Origin of the sequence: Chitinophaga eiseniae (assembly GCF_900167135.1) — a bacterium.
GTDB classification, from domain to species: domain Bacteria; phylum Bacteroidota; class Bacteroidia; order Chitinophagales; family Chitinophagaceae; genus Chitinophaga; species Chitinophaga eiseniae.
In genome coordinates this window covers 609,219-627,253 of sequence record NZ_FUWZ01000001.1, presented here as the reverse complement: position 1 = coordinate 627,253, position 18,035 = coordinate 609,219, and the positions used below count along the sequence as shown (strand labels likewise).

At 50.7% G+C, this 18,035-nt stretch carries 18 protein-coding genes; 1 reads left to right on the top strand and 17 read right to left on the bottom strand.

Translation table 11 applies throughout. The features are described 5' to 3' along the window. The 17 genes from B5D63_RS02650 to B5D63_RS02570 form a co-directional block, all read right to left on the bottom strand. Positions 1 to 627, bottom strand: a complete 627-nt coding sequence (locus B5D63_RS02650; RefSeq protein ID WP_078667217.1) for a beta-ketoacyl-[acyl-carrier-protein] synthase family protein — start codon at positions 625 to 627, stop codon at positions 1 to 3. Beyond that, the gene (locus tag B5D63_RS02645; RefSeq protein ID WP_078667216.1) at positions 620 to 1,876 is read right to left on the bottom strand and encodes an NAD(P)/FAD-dependent oxidoreductase; all 1,257 of its coding nucleotides are present in this window, start codon (positions 1,874 to 1,876) and stop codon (positions 620 to 622) included. Before B5D63_RS02645 ends, B5D63_RS02650 begins: the two co-directional genes overlap by 8 nt. Positions 1,877 to 1,972: 96 nt before the next feature. After that, positions 1,973 to 3,034, bottom strand: a complete 1,062-nt coding sequence (locus B5D63_RS02640) for a class I SAM-dependent methyltransferase (protein WP_078667215.1) — start codon at positions 3,032 to 3,034, stop codon at positions 1,973 to 1,975. Positions 3,035 to 3,084: 50 nt separating this feature from the next. Beyond that, positions 3,085 to 4,224, bottom strand: coding sequence for a beta-ketoacyl-[acyl-carrier-protein] synthase family protein (locus B5D63_RS02635; RefSeq protein WP_078667214.1), 1,140 nt, complete (start codon positions 4,222 to 4,224; stop codon positions 3,085 to 3,087). 7 nt (positions 4,225 to 4,231) lie between these two features. Then, positions 4,232 to 4,660 carry an acyl-CoA thioesterase gene (locus tag B5D63_RS02630; protein ID WP_078667213.1) on the bottom strand — a complete coding sequence of 143 codons (429 nt, stop codon included), beginning with the start codon at positions 4,658 to 4,660 and terminating at the stop codon, positions 4,232 to 4,234. Between the two features lie 136 nt (positions 4,661 to 4,796). After that, positions 4,797 to 5,522, bottom strand: a complete 726-nt coding sequence (locus B5D63_RS02625; RefSeq protein ID WP_078667212.1) for a hypothetical protein — start codon at positions 5,520 to 5,522, stop codon at positions 4,797 to 4,799. Between the two features lie 8 nt (positions 5,523 to 5,530). Continuing rightward, on the bottom strand, positions 5,531 to 5,959 hold the full coding sequence (locus B5D63_RS02620; RefSeq protein WP_078667211.1) for a hotdog family protein: 429 nt from the start codon (positions 5,957 to 5,959) through the stop codon (positions 5,531 to 5,533). Positions 5,960 to 6,035: 76 nt separating this feature from the next. Continuing rightward, positions 6,036 to 6,911: an LpxL/LpxP family acyltransferase gene (locus tag B5D63_RS02615; RefSeq protein ID WP_078667210.1), complete on the bottom strand. Its 876-nt coding sequence runs from the start codon at positions 6,909 to 6,911 to the stop codon at positions 6,036 to 6,038. Then, entirely contained in the window at positions 6,911 to 7,168 is a 258-nt protein-coding gene (locus tag B5D63_RS02610) for an acyl carrier protein (RefSeq protein WP_078667209.1), read from the bottom strand. The genes B5D63_RS02615 and B5D63_RS02610 overlap by 1 nt, the downstream gene beginning before the upstream one ends. Positions 7,169 to 7,347: 179 nt before the next feature. Next, the gene (locus B5D63_RS02605) at positions 7,348 to 8,574 is read right to left on the bottom strand and encodes a beta-ketoacyl-[acyl-carrier-protein] synthase family protein (protein WP_078667208.1); all 1,227 of its coding nucleotides are present in this window, start codon (positions 8,572 to 8,574) and stop codon (positions 7,348 to 7,350) included. 14 nt (positions 8,575 to 8,588) lie between these two features. Next, positions 8,589 to 9,320: a flexirubin biosynthesis SDR family reductase FlxB gene (fabG, locus tag B5D63_RS02600; protein ID WP_078667207.1), complete on the bottom strand. Its 732-nt coding sequence runs from the start codon at positions 9,318 to 9,320 to the stop codon at positions 8,589 to 8,591. Between the two features lie 68 nt (positions 9,321 to 9,388). Continuing rightward, the gene (locus B5D63_RS02595) at positions 9,389 to 10,927 is read right to left on the bottom strand and encodes a flexirubin biosynthesis tyrosine ammonia-lyase FlxA (RefSeq protein ID WP_078667206.1); all 1,539 of its coding nucleotides are present in this window, start codon (positions 10,925 to 10,927) and stop codon (positions 9,389 to 9,391) included. Between the two features lie 147 nt (positions 10,928 to 11,074). Continuing rightward, positions 11,075 to 12,367: a hemolysin family protein gene (locus tag B5D63_RS02590; RefSeq protein ID WP_078667205.1), complete on the bottom strand. Its 1,293-nt coding sequence runs from the start codon at positions 12,365 to 12,367 to the stop codon at positions 11,075 to 11,077. A gap of 24 nt (positions 12,368 to 12,391) precedes the next feature. Then, a complete protein-coding gene (locus B5D63_RS02585; RefSeq protein WP_078667204.1) occupies positions 12,392 to 13,123 on the bottom strand; it encodes a ZIP family metal transporter in 732 nt (243 codons plus the stop codon). After that, on the bottom strand, positions 13,120 to 13,698 hold the full coding sequence (locus tag B5D63_RS02580) for a phosphatase PAP2 family protein (protein WP_078667203.1): 579 nt from the start codon (positions 13,696 to 13,698) through the stop codon (positions 13,120 to 13,122). Before B5D63_RS02580 ends, B5D63_RS02585 begins: the two co-directional genes overlap by 4 nt. A 2-nt stretch (positions 13,699 to 13,700) precedes the next feature. Further along, a complete protein-coding gene (locus tag B5D63_RS02575) occupies positions 13,701 to 14,450 on the bottom strand; it encodes a class I SAM-dependent methyltransferase (RefSeq protein WP_078667202.1) in 750 nt (249 codons plus the stop codon). A gap of 25 nt (positions 14,451 to 14,475) precedes the next feature. Beyond that, the gene (locus B5D63_RS02570) at positions 14,476 to 16,494 is read right to left on the bottom strand and encodes an LTA synthase family protein (protein WP_078667201.1); all 2,019 of its coding nucleotides are present in this window, start codon (positions 16,492 to 16,494) and stop codon (positions 14,476 to 14,478) included. 157 nt (positions 16,495 to 16,651) lie between these two features. On the opposite strand from B5D63_RS02570, the gene glmM reads away from it, so the two are divergent. Beyond that, complete coding sequence (gene glmM, locus B5D63_RS02565) at positions 16,652 to 18,031, top strand: phosphoglucosamine mutase (protein WP_078668507.1); 1,380 nt, start codon at positions 16,652 to 16,654, stop codon at positions 18,029 to 18,031. Positions 18,032 to 18,035: the final 4 nt, after the last annotated feature.

Sequence of the window (18,035 nt, the reverse complement as noted above, 5' to 3'; positions counted from 1 at the left end):
TTATTTAGTATTTTGATAGATGTCCTGCAGCGCAGTGGCTGTCAACGGCAGGGCCTGCCCTCGCGGCATTTTCTCCGTCAGGAACAACGCCACCTCGTAATCTTCCCCCATTACTTCCACCCAGCCGCAAAGGCAAGCCTGTAGCGGTGTGGTGGCAAGCAGTTGCACCGGGTAGGTGCTCATCAGCGTCGGGTCAAAGTTTTCAGATACGAAGAAAGTATTCTCTCCTTTAAAACCATGCCGGATGCAGATTTCCCCCATCACAATGTTGGGAAGGGTATATACAAAAAGCGCCGGACTGGCGATATCCTTCACGGTGGCGTAATAACGGATGTCTGTATCCAGGCTGCCACTGCGGTTAGACAACACCATGCCTACGGCTTCCGGCGGCAGCGCCTGTACAGGCGCATGTTTGAGCAGTACTTCTGCTGCCAGCCATCCCAGTTTGCTGAGGGCGTCCATTTTATGGAACTTGGGATACTGCCCGGAAAACCGGTCATAACCCGCCCGCAGCCATTCCTGTAAGTCCATGCCCCGGTCTGCTTCCCACAGCAATGCGCCGTTCAACCAGATGCCGTGGTCCCTGATAATACAACTTCCTGTAATATATGCTTCCGCGCTATTCAATCTCTGAACTGCTTTTTAATTTTTCTGTTAATTCTATGGTCCTGGCCAGCCGCTTCAGGGCCGTGTCATGGTTTTTCACAAACGGGTTGCTCATATCCCATACATATCCGGCCAATACGGAACAGATCTGTCCTTTGATCACCGGGTCTGCGTCTTTCTTGAAGAAGATGGTGTCCAGCGTACCTTCATACCATGCCATTACATAAGACCGGAAGGTGTTGACCCCTTGCAGGGTAGGTTCCATATATTCCTTTTCCCAGTCCACTTCCTCTCCGCGCAGCTTTTTGATGACCAGTTTAGCAGCCGTTTGGCTGGAAACGCAGGCCAAAGTTACGCCAGAAGAGAAAATCGGGTCCAAAAATTCTGTCACGTTGCCGGTCAGCACAAAACCATCTCCATAAAACTTATCGGTGGTGGCAGACCAGGACTGGAGCACCCTGGGCTCAAATACCAGTTCCACGTCCCGGAAACGCTCGCGGGTATACGGCTCTGCTTCCAGCAGGGCGCGGTATACTTCCTCGTCGGTACCGGGGTACTGGGCAAAAAACTCCGGGTCGCCAACGAAACCGAGGGAGGTAACGCCGGTGGAGAACGGAATGATCCAGATCCAGACGCCTTTTTTGTGCACCACCGCCGTGATGCGGTTAGGCTCGTCGGCCATAGAGCGGCGCGTGTCTACCGCATGGGCGAAGAGTGCCTTACGGGGCTGGAGGTTGGAATTTTTTTCCAGGTTGAACAAGCGGGGAATTACCCGGCCGTAGCCGCTCCCATCCACAATAAAGCGGGCTTCGATAGTAGATTTGTTCCCGTCTTTATCTTCTACCGTTGTTACGGAATCAGATCCATTGAATCGTATGTCCGTTACCGTAGTTTCATATGCTACCGGTACGCCCATACTTTCTACGGTGTCCGCCAGTGTTTTATCAAAATCGGCCCTGGTCACCTGCCAGGTCCAGGTCCAGCCCGGCGTGTACTGCTCCTTGAAAGTAAAATCGCAGAGGGCCTCGCCTTTCACGAACTTGGCGCCAAATTTTTCCTGAAAACCTTTGGCTTTGATGGCATCGATGAAACCGGCTTCATTCAGCGCGTCCATACTGCGGGGCAGCAGGCTTTCTCCGATCACGAACCGGGGAAATTTCATCTTCTCCACGATTTTCACCTTATAACCTGCCTGGTGGATAATAGACGCCGCTACTGTACCGGCAGGTCCCGCACCTATCACTAAAACATCTACTTGTTCAGTTTTCATACGGTAAAAACATTTACGATTTAGAAATTTGGGGATTTTCGATTTTGGGGATTCTGAAATCAAAAAATTCCAAAATCAAAAAATCGAAAATTGTTTTTATGGTTTTTTAACTTTTAGCAGCGTATAGTTGAGCCCCATCTTGTCATTCTCTTCGGCGACTACCAGTCCTGCATCGGTGATGCACTTAAAGAAGTCGTCGGTATGGTACATCTGGCTGTTGCCATTGGCCATAGCGGTGAAATACAGGGATGTCTGCTGGAGGCAGAAAGCCGCTGATTTAAACTGCTGGCGGTTCCAGAACGGTTCCAGGATGTAAATGGTACCGTTGTCATTGAGCGCTTCGCGGCAACGGGAGAGGATGGACACTATTTCCGCTTCGGAGAAACAGTCGAGGAACTGGCTCATCCAGATGGCATCAAAACCTTTAGGGAAAGGGATCTCTTCGTGCAGGATATTGGCAATATGGAAATGCACGCGGTCTGCCACGCCGGCATCTTTCATTTTCTGCTGCGCGATGTTGGCCTGACCGGGAATATCGAAGATGGTCACTTCCACTTCCGGATCTTTTGCTGTGCAGGCCAGTGCCCATTTACCGGTATTACCGCCGATGTCGAGCAGGCGTTTGGGTTTATTTTCAAAAACGATGTCCAGCGCGCCTGGGGTAGCGAGGTCGGAATAGTAGTGGTCAAAGTCGAACCAGCTTTTGCCTACAGCTGGCGGCAGCAGCGACAGGCCGGGATAGATGGTGTCCCAGGGTCCCAGTTCTTTCAGGCCTTCCGGTTTCCCGTTGCGCAGGCTGTCTTCCAGGTGGTACATGCCTTTGTAGCAGATGTCCTGCGTAAAGTCCATGTTGATGCGGGTCAACTGATCGTGCAGGATAAAGTAGCCTGTTTTGGTCAGTGTATATTTTTTATCGTTCACGATCACCAGTTCCATTCCTAAACCGGCTTCCAGCAATACTCTCACTGCATAGCGGTTCATATTGGTTTTTTCCATGATCTCCTCAATGGTGATGCCCGCAGATCCGCTGTCACTCACTGCTTTCAGAATGCCCATGTCTCGCAGCGCTCTCGTAGCCTGGAAAGCTATCGGAGCGAAGGCCAGCCATAATGCTGCTTCTTTTGCCTGTAATGCTGTTTTCGTTTCCTTGTTAAACATAAATCGACTTTAGAGAATGACGGACGAGGGAATGTTTCCCTGACCGGTCGTTACTTTTTACTGAATATCATGGCTGCGTTGCAACCGCCGAAACCGGACACTGTTTTAAGGAAGTGGCGGGACGGCTGATGGCGCAGGGTATTGCTAACGTTGACAGGCATACTCACACCGGGTGTTTCGTATCCTTTGGTGGGCAGTATAACGCCGTTTTTCATGGCTTTTACACTGATAATGGCTTCCACCAGTCCGGCGGCGCCGAGGGTGTGGCCATAATAACCTTTGAGGCTGTTGACCGGCACGGCCGCCAGTCCTGCATGATGCAGGGCTTTGGCTTCCATTTCATCGTTGTACAGTGTGGCGGTGCCATGTGCTGACACAAACCCGATGTCTTCCGGGTGCAGGCCGCTGCCGCTGAGGGCCAGTTGCATGGCGGCAGCCAGCTCCATGCCGGTACGGGAAGGGCCGGAAATATGATTGGCGTCGTTGCTGATAGCGCCGGCGCCCAACCGGATGTCCGCGTTGTGCGGGTCTTTGCTGAGGATCATGGTAGCAGCGGCTTCTCCCAGCGATACGCCGGTGCGATCGGCGTCGAAAGGCCGGCAGGGTATTGCGCTCACTGCCTGGAATGACTGGAAGCCGGACAGGACAAAGCGGGTGAGCACATCAGCTCCGGTGACCACCACATGGTCGTATTGCCCCGAAGCGATCAGCCGCTGACCCGTTAAAATAGCCACCAGACCGGATATACACGCGCTGCTGATGACCAGTGGGGTGTTCACGGCGCCCAGGCGGGCCGCTATTTTACGCGCCGTAGCGGCAGGTTGCAATTGCTCCCGCGGCGGCGTTACTCCTTCTTCCTGCTGTTCCAGTAGTTCGATATTACCTTTGGTAGTGGAAATAATCAGCCCTGTGCGGGGGTCTGACAGCCGGATGGTTGTATGTGACAACGCTTCCGTAACGGAAACGATCACCAGCTGTTCAAATTTCGTATAGTCTTCCAGGTTAAGTCCGCGAATAGCTTTCTGCAACAGTTCATGAGGTATCATAGCGCCATGAAAAGGTGCGGGGCCGTAGTCTTCCCGGTCCTGTAAACGGATGCCACTGTTGCCCCGGATGACCTGTTCAAAGTTTTCATCCGTATTTACGCCCAGCGGCCCAACAATATTATCTGCAACTACAAAGACCATCATCCATTATCTAAAGGTGGTTATACAAGTGTCTTTTTTTCCAATCGTCAAAGAAAGCCGGGGTTGTCAGCTGCAGCAGCTCGGTCTCTTTGTCCAGGAACACCTGTACGGAGGAACCTTTTGCGATGATTTCACCGGTAGCGGGATTGGAAAGCACATATTCAAATCTGATCTTTGCAGCCAGGTCGTCCACGAAGGTGGTTGCCACTTTTACGCGGTCGCCATAGCGCAGCGGACGTTTATAGTCGCACTGTAAATTCACCACCGGCGCAGTAAATCCGGCATTAAAAATATCCAGGTAACGTAAAGCATACTTTTCACCGAAAGCTTCTCTTCCGTCTTCAAAATACCGTACATAGTGGCCATGCCAGACTATGCTCAGTGAATCCACTTCGTTAAACTTCACCGGAAATTCGGTGCATTCGGTTATAGCGTCCATATCAAGCTATTTTCGGATTTTTTGATTTACGACTTTTTGATTTTGCGGTTATAAGGGCCAATAAAAAGTCTCATTGTTCTCCTCTGCTATCTACCCCGAAATCAAAAAGTCGTAAATCAAAAAATCTCTAAATGGTTTATCCTTTCTTCTTCGGCGCTTTTTTGGCTTTTTCTTCTTTTGCCACGGCCGTTTTAGTGTCTTTTTTAGGTGCTACCGGCACTTCTTCCACAGGATCTTTCGCGTCGGCATATTTTTCTTTCAGCTTTTTGTAGTCGATGTGTTCCAGCACTTTGTGCACAGTGTAAGCCCAGTAGTTGCGGAAACCGAAGCCCTGTGCCTTGCCGGTCATGCGTTCTGTCATGAGCACGTTGCGGGTGCCCATATCCACTACGGTTACGTACATGGCAGCCTCTTTTTCTGTTTTGCTCATTGCTTCCATGACAAACAGCACGCCAATGCCTTTTTTATCGCCGAATTTATAGCCTTTCACCAGTTTGGTGATGTCTTCCGGCTTCAGGCGGTTGTAGTCAGCAGTGTTTTCTGACTTCATTTTGTCGATGTTGATATCAGCGTTCCGCGCATTGGTTTCGCTAAGATCGAACTCCACGCCGGAGCGGTGAAAGGCGCCCTTCACATCGTATTTTTTGGGTTCATTCCTGATCACATCGTTGATACCGGCGAAGTGTCGGTTGATGTCACCGGCGGCGGCGTCACCAAGCAGGCGGGCCTGGGTGAAATCCACGCCCAGCCAGATAAACGGGGTGTCTGTATTTTCCAGAAAGTTCTTCAGTTTCTGGGCGTGCATTGTCCCGATAAAGCAGCTACAGATAAGGATGGTCAGGGTAAAAACTTTACGGATCATAACTTATTTTATTTATTAAGGGGGTTGATGAAAATTTTCATTTCACACTGCGCCATCACTCTACCGTCGTACATGACTTTTCCGGTCACCATTGTTGCATTAAATACTTCTCCTCCTATTTCCGTGGTGGTTTCGATGGTTTGTCCGGCCGGTGGCAGTTCAAATATTTCCAGGTTATTCACCGCCCCGATAAAACCCAGCGGCACGGGGCTGTTTTCCTGTTTGGCGATGTAGCCGATCCGGGCGGCGGCGGTCTGGGCTATATTTTCCATGAGGCCCGGAGGCAGAAGCACTCCGTTTTCCACAAATACGTTATCGGGGGCAATATGCAGGGCGGTACGGGTTTTCGGACCGTCCACTTCCAGGATGCCACTGATCATGACAATCGGTGTACGCTGGGGGATGTAAGCAGTAATATCGTCTGAATGAATGAACATCTGCACAAGTTATTATTTATAGACAAAACACGAAATAAATTGAAATCCTCGACATTATTAAGCGTAAATACACGGATTATTCCCAAAAATCATAATAGTTGAACCATTGCTCCGGGTAACGGTGGATTTTTTCCTCCAGTAAAACCGTGAAATCAGCCACAGCTGTTTCTATACCCTGTTGACGGCGGCCATGGTAGGTGCGTGGCTCCGTTGCGTAAAAATGATAATGGGTGGCCGTTTCTTTGAAGGCAAACACCACGCATACGGGTACCCGGAAAGTGGCGGCCAGCAGGAAAGGGCCCATAGGGAAGCGGGCATCATGGCCCAGCAGTGGGGCAGTCACGGTTTTATTGCCCGGCAGAAAACGGTCTGCATGCATACATACCAGCTCCTGGTTGCTCAGGGCTTCGTTGATGGCGTAGATATGCGACAGGTCGTCTTTGATCACAATGATATTCACATTCCGGTCGCCGGTCACGGAAGACAGGTATTCTTTAATACGCTGGTGCTCCCCGTCGAACATGACAATATTAATACGGGTCTGCAGCCTTTTAAACAGGTGCCCGGCCACTTCCCAGTTGCCCAGGTGTGCGCTCAGCATAATACCGCCGCGCCCTCCGGTCACCATTTCACGCAGATGATGTTCCCCGTCAAAATCGAATGTAAACTTGTTGGCCATATCCGCCATCACAACGATCTTATCGATCAGCGTCTGGCCGAATATATAATAGTTACGGTACAGGCAGCGTAAAGACTTCCACCTGCCATAGCCTATTTTGGTATGAAAGTATTGATAGATGGGTTTGGAAGAGCTCCGGGAAAATAAAAAGTAATAAAAAGCGACAAATCTCAACAGAAAATAAGCAGGGTAAACACCTCCATACCGTAATATGAAAATAAAAATACTGTAACCCAGCTTATTTCCTTTCGACTTTCCCTGCCAGGATGGCATTATACCAGTTCTTTTTGTTGAACACGAGCCGTTACATAATCGTAGAAATCCTGGAAGGTAACGATAGACTGGAAGTCTTCCGGTTTTACTTTAAAACCGAAATTATCTTCTATCACCACCACCATGTCAATATAATCCAGGCTGTCGAGATCCAGCGTAGATTTGAGGTTTGCTTCAGGCTTAATGTCCGTGGGGTTTGCTTCAAACTCCTCCACCAGAAACTTGTTCGTAACAGTTATTATTTCCTTTATATCCATAAATGTGCGAATCAGATATAGGTCGTTTTAAAATAATTTATAGCGGTTAATCTTACCCAATCCTGATTTTATCTTCCAAAGTTAAAACATTTACGGATTTCTTGATTTTGGGATTTTTTGATTTGGCGATTAAAGCCAGGGCTATTTTCAAATCAAAAAATCCCAAAATCAGGAAATCCCTAAATACCAGTCCATTTCCTGACAATGAGGGACGAGTTGGTCCCCCCAAAGCCAAAAGAGTTCGACAAAAATATATTAAATTTTTTATCAATGGTTTTTGTATTGATATTCAGTTTGGCTGCATCTCCGTCCGGATTTTCCAGATTGATATTGGGGGCAATAAAATCGTTTTGCATCATCAGCATGGAGTAAACGATTTCGCTGGCGCCGGCCATCCAGCATTCGTGGCCGGTCATGGACTTGGTGGAGCTGACGTACGGATTGGAGGTGCCAAACACTTCATAGATGGCGCTGGCCTCACTGGCGTCACCTGCTGGTGTAGATGTTGCGTGGGCGTTGATATATTCGATATCGGCTGCTTTCAGTCCGGCATCCTGCAGTGCGATTTGCAGGGACCGCACGGGTCCGTCCACAGTGGGGTTGGAGATATGGCTGCCATTGGAGGAGAACCCGTAGCCCATTACTTCACCGAGGATGGTAGCGCCTCTGCGTTGGGCAGATTCCAGGCTTTCCAGGATCACGGTAGCGGCGCCGCCGCTGGGCACCAGGCCGTCGCGGTCGCGGTCGAAGGGCCGGGAAGCGCGGGCCGGATCGTCTTCACGGACGGAGAATGCGGCGATGGCGTCGAAATTGCCCATCGCATATACGTTCACTTCCTGCGCGCCGCCGCAGATCACAGCGTCCTGCATACCGTTGCGGATAAACATATAGCCGAGGCCGATAGCATGGGAACCGCTGGCGCAGGCGGCGCTCACGGTGAAGTTAACGCCCCGCAGCTTAAAAATAGTAGCCAGGTTCATGTTCACGGTGGAGTTCATGGTCTGGAACACGGAGCCGGAACCTACCAGCATGGTGTCTTTCTTCTCCCGCATGATATCATTCGCCTCTACGACCGGTTTGGCCGAGCTGTCGTTGCCGTACAACAGGCCCACCGGGGTTTTGTCAATATAGTCCTGGTCCATTCCCGCCTGGGCAAGCGCCTCACGGGTGGCCATATACGCAAATTCTGCCTGTTCGGGCATCATCAGCCTTGCACGGCGGTCCAGCAGCCCTTTCAGTTCAGGACGCTCCAGGTGGCCGGTCAGGCCGGAACGATAGCCGAATGCCTTACGCGCCGGGTCCAGTACAATACCGGATTTGCCCTTATACAATGAATCCCTTACCTCCTGCATATCTTTGCCAATGCAGGAGTAGATTCCCATTCCAGTGATCACTACTCGGTTCATGTATAAACTGCTTTTTAAGTATGGAGACCGCCGTTGATGTTCAGCACCTCTCCTGTGATGTAACCGGCGGCTTTGGATGACAGGAAGGCGACGGCTTCTGCCACCTCTTCGGGGGTACCGAATCGGTTCATCGGCACCTGCGCGGCCAGCTCCTTTTCATTCAGCTCGGCGGTCATATCTGTTTTGATAAAGCCGGGCGCAATAGCATTCACGGTAACGCCCCTTTTGGCCACTTCCTGCGCCAGCGCTTTGGTAGCGCCAATTACACCGGCCTTGGCGGCGGAGTAGTTGGTCTGTCCCGGAAGCCCTTTAATGCCGGATAAGGATACCATATTGATGATACGGCCGTAACGCTTCAACAGCATCGCATTCAGCACCTGTTTGGTCACGTGGTAGAAACCATTCAGGCTGATATTCAATACATTATTCCATTGTGCTTCGGCCATCCAGAACATCAGGGAGTCTTCCCGGATGCCGGCGTTGTTTACCAGCACTTCAATGTGGTGCTGGTCTTTGTTTTGCTCTATCCATCCACCCAGCACCGTCTGTACTTCGGCGGCATCTCCCACATTGAATTGCAACAGCTCTCCGCTGCTGCCCTTGGCTTTCACCGCCTCCAGGGTGTCCCGGGCGGCGGCTTCATTGCCTTTATAGTTGATCAGGACATGATATCCCAATTCTGCCATTTTAATACATACTGCCCTGCCTATACCGCGGGAGCCTCCTGTAATCAAGGCACATTTCATGAAAATTACGAATTACTGGGTTACGAATGACGGCGTGCCGTATTTACTCTCCCTGTCTGAGGGGGAAATCAGAACATTTTTACCGGCTCATTACACAACAGGTACTCCTTAATCTTGCCGAGGTCCTTGTACATCGGACTGTCCTCAATAAATTTAGGATAAATTGCCCTTACTTCCTGGTACACCTTGCGGGAGAAACCTGCCAGCCTGTCCTGGCATTGCAGGTAATCCACGGCCTGCATGATGGTCAACGTATGAATAGCCAGCACCTCAAAAGTATTGGCGATCACCTTGTTGGCCATCAGCGCGGAGTTACAGCCCATGCTCACAATATCCTGGTTATCGTTGTTGTTCGGAATGCTGTGCACGTACATCGGGAAAGACAACGTCTGGTTTTCCGCCACGGTAGAGGTAGCAGTAAACTGCGCGCCCTGCATACCGAAGTTGAAGCCCAGTTTGCCGAGGTTCATAAACGGCGGGAACTTGTGGTTCAGCTTCTCGTTCAGCAGGTAATTGAGTTGCCGCTCTGCCAGCATGGATAAACGGGTGGTAGCTATCTTCAGCTTGTCCATCTCCAGGGAGATGTAATCGCCGTGGAAGTTGCCACCATGGAATACGTTTTCCAGTTCATGGTCCACTACCGGGTTATCGCTCACGGAGTTGAGCTCATGTATCACTACTTTCTCTGCCTGTATGAGGGTATCATACACGGGGCCCAGGATCTGGGGCACGCAACGCAGGGAATAGTATTCCTGTACTTTATCTTTAAAGATCTCTTCTTCCAGTTCTTTGTAGAGGTGGTCCGGACGGTGCCTTACCATTCTGCTGCCCTGCAGCACCTCCCGCATTTTGGCCGCTACCGTGTTCTGGCCTACGTGCATTTTCACGGCGTTCAGTTCGGCAGACAGGTGGTCGTCGAACGCTTCCACGATTTCGTTGATCATGGCCGAGAGGGTTACTGCCCAACCCAGCAATTGCCGGGCCTGTATCAGGTTTACCAGGCCGGCGCCGGTCATAGCGGAAGTGCCGTTGATGATGGCCAGCCCTTCCCGCACGTGAATACCGATAGGTTTTAAACCCAGGCGGGCAAAGACTTCCGCCGTAGGTTGCATTTTATCTTCATACCACACCTCCCCTTCGCCGATCAGTACCAGCGCCAGGTGGGCCAGCTGCACCAGGTCGCCGCTGGCGCCTACGCCGCCGTGCTCAAACACACAGGGGTATACGTTTTTGTTGATAAGGTCTTTCAGCAGGATCGCCACCTCCGGGTGAATACCGGAATGCGCCTGCATAAAGCTGCTCAGCCGCGCAATCATCAGTGCTTTGGTGATCACCGGGGAAAGCGGTTTGCCCGCGCCCGTGCTGTGGCTGCGGATCAGGTTATATTGCAGCTGAAAAGTATCGCTGTCGCTGATGCGATATTGGGCCATCGGACCAAAACCAGTGTTGATACCATAAATCAGCTTTTTGGCAGAAAATTTTTTCAGAAACAAAAAGCTGGCTTCCACCTGCTGTAATGCCGCTGCTTCCAGGCTCAGCTCTTCGCCGGCGTAAAGCACTCTGTACACCTCATCGAGGGTCAGCGACTTACTTCCTAATACAACCATTTTATATTATATTATTTATTTATTTATGTGAAAAAGTGCTCAAAAATAGTACAAAGATGGATTTAATCAAATAAATCCACCCGGACATTCACGAATTACGGGTAAGTACGCATGTGACAAATACCTGCTTTGGGGGGACAGTTGGTTTTATTCTTCTTCAGTTTGCACAGGTGGCGTCACCAGCACTTTATCTATACGGTGAGCGTCCATATCCATTATCTCGAATTCAAAACCGCGCCATTGGAACTTCTCTCCTGTTTTGGGAATATGTTCCAGGTGATGCAGGATAAATCCGGCCAGGGTATCAAAGTCCTGCTCAAATTCCGTCATCCACTCTTCCTTATCAAATTCGGCCAGAAAATCATAAAACGGTATCTGTGCGTCTACCAGCCAGGAGCCGTCGTCGCGGATCACCATTTCATAATCGTCTGTTTCTTCCGTTTCCGGCATGTCACCCACGATCGCTTCCAGAATATCGTTGAGCGTGATCATACCCAGAAACGTGCCATATTCATCTACGATAAACGCGGCGTGCACGTGCGTTTCTTTAAATTTCTCCAGTACCTGGTAGGCGGTATTGTTTTCCGGCACGAACAGTGGTTTACGGATAATCTGCGCCAGCGGCGTGGATTTGCCGGTCACGGCATACAGGTCTTTGATAGACACGATGCCTTTAATGCTGTCTATCTGTCCTTCGCATACCGGGTATACATTGTGCAGGCTCTCATGAATTTTTTCCTGGTAAGCGGCCGGTGGTTCGTTGATATCGAGCCAGGTGATATCGTTGCGGTAGGTCATCAGCGAGGTGATGTTGCGGTCACCCAGGTGAAACACCCGCTCGATGATTTCCTGTTCTGTTTCTTCAATAGCGCCGGAGGTAGTGCCTTCACTGATGATGGCTTTAATTTCCTCTTCTGTTACATGCGCTCCTTCCGGGTGCAGGTTGAATATCTTTACCAATACGTTGGTGGAGGCGGTCAACAGCCAGATGAAAGGGAAAGTGAGCCAGGAAACGACCTGCATGGGCTTGGCCATTCTCTTGGCGATACCTTCGGGCCGGGCGGCGCCCAGTCTTTTAGGCACCAGTTCTCCCAGTACCAGTAAAAAGTAAGTGATAACGATAACAACGATAACAGTGGAAAGCAGGCTGCTGTAGGCGGCTACTGCGGGATACTGGTTGAGCCAGGCCATTACCTCGTTTTTCATAGTACCACCGGAATAGATACCGATCAGGATACCGATGAGCGTGAGCCCTATCTGCACCGTTGAAAGAAAGGTGTCCGGGCGGTTGGCCAGCTTCAGTGCGGCCTTTGCTTTTTCATCCCCTTTATTGGCTTGTTGTTCCAGACGGCTCTTGCGGGCCGAGACCAACGCTGTTTCCGACATTGCGAAAATGCCGTTAACTAAAATAAGGATGAGGATAATGACGACGACTTCCATGATTTAAAGTCTAAAAATAAAAAATTATTCAAATATCAATGTAAGAAATGCCAGTACCAGCCCTGTTGCGATGGCCAATACTTTTTTCCCGCTCAGTTCATGGTGTTTGGTGCCACTTTCATAAAAAATGGTCGTGGAAATGTGCAGGAATGCACCTATCACCAATGCCACCACGTACAGTAAATAGTGGGATACGATATCGAAGCGGTTGCCCATCCACCAGGCAAGTATCGCTGCCACCGGCGTTACCACGGCAAAAGCCAGGAGTATCTGCCAGAGTTGTGTTTTTGATTTATGGGCATGGATCATCACGGTGATGAGTGTCAGCGCTTCCGGCACCTTGTGGGCCGCCACCCCGATCATCAGGGAGGGTAGCGCCGACTGGTCTTCGTATTTAAAGCCCAGCGGGATACCTTCCATAAAAGCATGGATGGAGAGGCCCAGCAGCAGCGGCGTTACGGCAATATGGTGATGGTGCTCGCCCGGCAGGTGTGTGTGCCCGTGTTCCATACCGTGTGACAGCTGTTGCAGGAATACCTGCAGGAAAAAGCCCAATACAATGTAAATACCCGCACTATGGCCCAGTTCATGGTATACTTCCGGCAGCAGGTGCATAATGGTCACCCCAAACAGGAAAGCCCCGGTGAAAGCCAGCAGGTAAATGGTAAAATTGGCGTTGATACGCCTGATCGTCATGGGAATAACCCCACCGGCGAGCGTAGCCAACAGTATGAGTATCAGATATGTCCAGTTCATGATATGTGTTCAGGCTCCAGTCTTATGCGGCGCTGGAAAAAACTACCGCTCAGCAGCCCGATCAAAGTACCCAATAAGCCGCCACCCACTACGTCCAGCGGATAGTGCACGCCTACATATACCTGCGCGTAGCCGATAACAGCCGCCCACAGGAAAAATAACAGGGCGTACCGGCCAAATGCTGATTTTAAAGTTAAGAAACAAAACGTCGCCAACGCAAAATGGTTCGCGGCATGGTTAGAGGTAAAGCTGCCGCTCATAGGGCAATACACGACCAGCACCCGCGCATAGTGCGACACGATGGGGTCGCGGCAGGGCCTGAGCCGGCCGAAGGCCTGTTTGATATACAGGCTGCTCTGGTCTGCCAGCGCAAAACACAGCAGGAAAAACAGGATCCAGAAAAATCCTTTCCAGCCGTAGTTGATGGTAACAAACAGCGCCAGGAACAGGTACAGCGGCGCCCATACATAGGGTTCCCGCACAAAAGGCAGGATCACATCCAGTACAGCGTTATACCATTGCCCGTTGATATGCAGGAACAAGCGAAGGTCCTGTTTCAGGATACTTTCAAGCATGGCTAAGGTTTTTGGGCAATGAGGACCATACGCGGCGAACGCTGCTCGTCATAGCTGTTAAAATGATAGTCTCCGAATATCTCCGTGATCACGAGGCCCTGTTTGGCGAACATCTGCTCAAAATCCGCACGGGTGAAAGCGTTCACGCTCTCCGCGAAAGTGGCCCTTCTTAGGAGGGTTTTATCGAGAATATTGATTTTTTTGAGAAATTTATGATTTTTCACCTCCCGTCGGATGTCGAACACCACGTTTTCTTTTTCCTTCACTTCGTCGTATACCAGGTGTTGTTCCACGTAGGGGCTGTTGAGATAGTCCAGTACGAGTTTTCCACCGGGGCGGAGCGCGTTGGCCAGCGTCCGCAGCGCGTTGTCATTGTCGCGCTGTGACTCGAAATAGCCGAAGCTGGTGAAGAAATTAAACACCACATCGAAATAGTTGACCCGGAAAGGCAGCCGCATATCATGCTGGAAGAAGCTCAGGTGTTCATTTTCCAGTTTTTTGGCGATGTTGATGCTTTCTATGGAGAGATCTATGCCGGTCACATCGTACCCTTTGTCTGCCAGGTATTTGGCATGACGTCCCCTGCCACAGGCCACGTCGAGCATGGAAGCGTGAACGGGCGCCTGCAGATAGGCCAGCAGCTTGTCTATAAATGCAGCAGCCTCCTGCTCGTCGCGGTTGTTGTAGAGCAGGTGGTAGTAAGGAGAATTAAACCAATCTTTAAACCAGCTTTTGTCTATATCTATGTCCATAATGCAATCGTGCCAGCGGCAAATATTACTTTTTGTTATTAAACATCAAATATCGCGTGCTTTCGTAGAAGCCACGTGTTAAATTATCCAGATTTTTTGCAGTGTCTGGCTGTTGAGCCAGTATGTTCTTCAGCGGATCGCCTTTCAGGTCGTACAGCGCGGTGGCATCGGTGACCAGATTGATCTCGTAAAGGTACTGGTCCCCTATGAGGCCGTAATACGGCTGCTGATTGCGCAGATACGTGATGAACGCGTATTTGCTGTCCGTCCGGGTGCTGTCGAACAGGTTGAGGCCGAGCGTATAGTTTTTATACGGCAGGCCCACCAGGCTGGCCATGGTCGGATATACGTCCAGCAGGCTGCCGGGCGTATTCACCACCTGCGGTTTTACATGGGCGGGGCTGTACATAAAGGCCGTTACGTGTACGCCACCGGTGGCCAGTTCATATTCCGGCAGCGGCATAAACGAATACGGATTGAGGATACAGTTATGGTCGCCGAAGAACATAAAGACGGTATTGTTCAGGTAACCGTCTTTACGGGCCATGTCAATCAGGTGGCCTACGTTATAGTCTTCATACCGGAGGGCGTTGAACTGATCGATGGACACGAAGCCGGATTTTTTGAATTTCTCCATGTCGATGTCTTTCTCCGTCACTTTTTTGAAGTCGCCGGCGCCGCTGGTGGTAGTATACGGCGGGTGGTTGTCTGCCAGCTGGAGGAAAGCCACGAACGGCTTCTTCTGGTCGTTGTTTGCTTTGAAGATCTCGCTGGCCTCGGTGATCAGGTCATAATCGGAGATGCCCCATACGTCGGCTTTGGCGGATTTGTACATGCCTTCTTCATGGATGCTGATGCCTTCCACATTGTTGGTAAATACCGCGCGGATATTGGCCCAGTTGGTGTTGCCTCCGAGGAGGTACAGCTTTTCGTAGCCTTTGAACTGGTCCATGATAATGCGTTGGTCCAGCATTTTAGGATGGCGGCTGGCAGTTTTTACGGCGGTGATGTCCGGCAGGCCGGTAGTGACGCCGAAAACCGTTTTTGCCGTGCTGATGGCCGGCACGTAGAAATTTTTGAAGAGCACCCCGCTGTCGGCCAGCCGTTGCATATTGGGCGTGGCCTGCATGGGGTTGCCGTACATGCTGGTGGGGGCGGCGCCGGTGGATTCCAGCATCACCAGGACCACATTGAGCCTTGGTTTGGCATCATCGCCGGGAACGGTGCGCACAAAATCCAGTTTTTCCGTATCGGACTTATCTACCTTGAGGTAGTTGGCCACATACGGGTAATAGGTTTTGGTGCGGTTAATATCGTAGGTGTCTCCCTGTACGGAGAAATTGGAGGCGAAATACAGGAGGGGGTTGAGCCCGAGGCTGGTGACACCGTTGTCGCGGGTGAACATGGCCTGGCTCCAGCGCAGCGGGAAATAGGCGAAATTGCCGTAGATACCGGCGGCAACGAGCAGTGTCAGCCCGGTCACATAAGTGGTAAAAGGCCAGTTGCGCAGATATACCGGCGGCTGGGCCGCAAAACGGTTCCAGGTGCGGCGTTGCAGGCGGAAAACGAGGAACAGGAACACAAAAAGACCGAGGAAGCCGCGTACCACCGGGTAACTTTGCCATACCATCCGGGCGTTGTCTGCCCGTTCCCCTTTGGCGAGGAAACGCAGGATGGAAGGGTCCAGGCGGATGCCGAGATAGTCATAGTGTCCCAGATCGAGGATATATAATAAGGTGAGGGCGGTAAAAACGATGAAGAGGTAAATGGCCACTGCTTTACGTATAACCTTCGACGTAAAGAAGCCGTTACGGGCGATCACCGCCGTGAGGGCGACAGGGATCACCAGGATGAGCGCCAGCCGGAGATCGAACTTGGTGCCCAGGTACCACGCTTTTGCGATCGTCGCATTGTCGGTAATGGTGGTTTTAAAGAAGAACAGGTAAAATACGAGCCTGAACAACACCATCAGCAGGAAGAGATAGAGCGTCTGAACAAGCACATAACGAATATACCGGGGTATATTCTTCCAGAAGTATTGCATGCAACGTATAGCTGTTTTTTTAAAAGCGTAGCTGCAAATATAATGAAAACTGAACGGTGAAAATGGTCGATCTGTCGGTAAGGCTGCTCATCTTTTCATAATTAGGAAATCTGGAACGGTTTTTTTTATATTTGCCTTCCTTAAAAAATTGAATCTCGTGGCACTGATCAAATCAATATCCGGTATTCGCGGAACCATAGGCGGCAAACCCGGTGAAGGACTCTCTCCTCTTGACGTGGTGAAATTCACTGCAGCTTACGGGACCTGGCTCTCCTCCCAGACCGACAACCGCAAAGTGGTAATAGGCCGTGATGGCCGTATTTCCGGCGAAATGGTGAAAAACCTGGTAGTATCCACGCTCAACAGCCTGGGAATCGATGTAGTTGATCTGGGCCTGTCTACTACGCCGACAGTAGAAATTGCTGTAAAAATGGAAAATGCTGCCGGTGGTATCATCCTTACCGCCAGCCATAATCCGAAAGAATGGAACGCCCTGAAACTGCTGAATGCAGAAGGCGAGTTCATTTCCGGCGAAGACGGCGCAATCCTGCTCGACATTGCAGCACGTGAAGACTTCACCTTTGTGGACGTGAACAAACTCGGTTCCTACACACAGGACGATTCTTACCTGCAAAAACATGTAGACCTTATAGTGAACTATCCTTTGGTGGATGTGCCCGCTATCAGGGAGCGTAATTTCAAAGTGGTGGTGGACGCCGTTAACTCCACCGGCGCACTGTTCGTTCCCCCGTTGCTGAAAGCACTGGGCGTAAACGAAGTGGAAGTGCTGTTCCCGGAAGTGACCGGCAAATTCAGCCATAACCCTGAACCGCTGCCGGAAAACCTGACCGCATTGTCCAACGAAGTGAATAAATCCAACGCCGACCTGGGCATCGCCGTAGATCCGGACGTAGACCGCCTCTGCTTCGTTTGTGAAGACGGCAGCATGTTCGGTGAAGAATACACCCTCGTAGCGGTGGCCGACTATGTGCTCAGCAAACGCAAGGGCAATACCGTTTCCAACATGTCTTCCACACAGGCTTTGAAAGACGTGACACTGAAAAACGGCGGCGAATACAACCCCTCTGCCGTAGGCGAAGTGAACGTGGTGAGAAAAATGAAAGCGACCAACGCCGTTATCGGCGGTGAAGGCAACGGCGGCATCATCGTGCCGGACCTGCACTACGGCCGCGATGCACTCATCGGCATCGGTCTCTTCCTGACCCACCTCGCGCATAGCAAAAAAAGCATCAAAGCGCTGCGTAACAGCTACCCTGACTATTTCATCTCCAAAAATAAAATCGAGCTGGACAAAGGGGTGGACGTAAAAACCATCTTCGAAAAAATCAAAGGCAAATACAAAAATCAACCGGTAAACACGGAAGATGGCCTGAAGATCGAATTCGACAAAGATTGGGTACACCTTCGCACCTCCAATACGGAACCAATTATCCGTATCTATGCAGAAAGCCAGAATGAAACCACGGCAGACAACATAGCCAAAAGAATCATGCAGGACATCAAAGAATTCATGTAGTGAT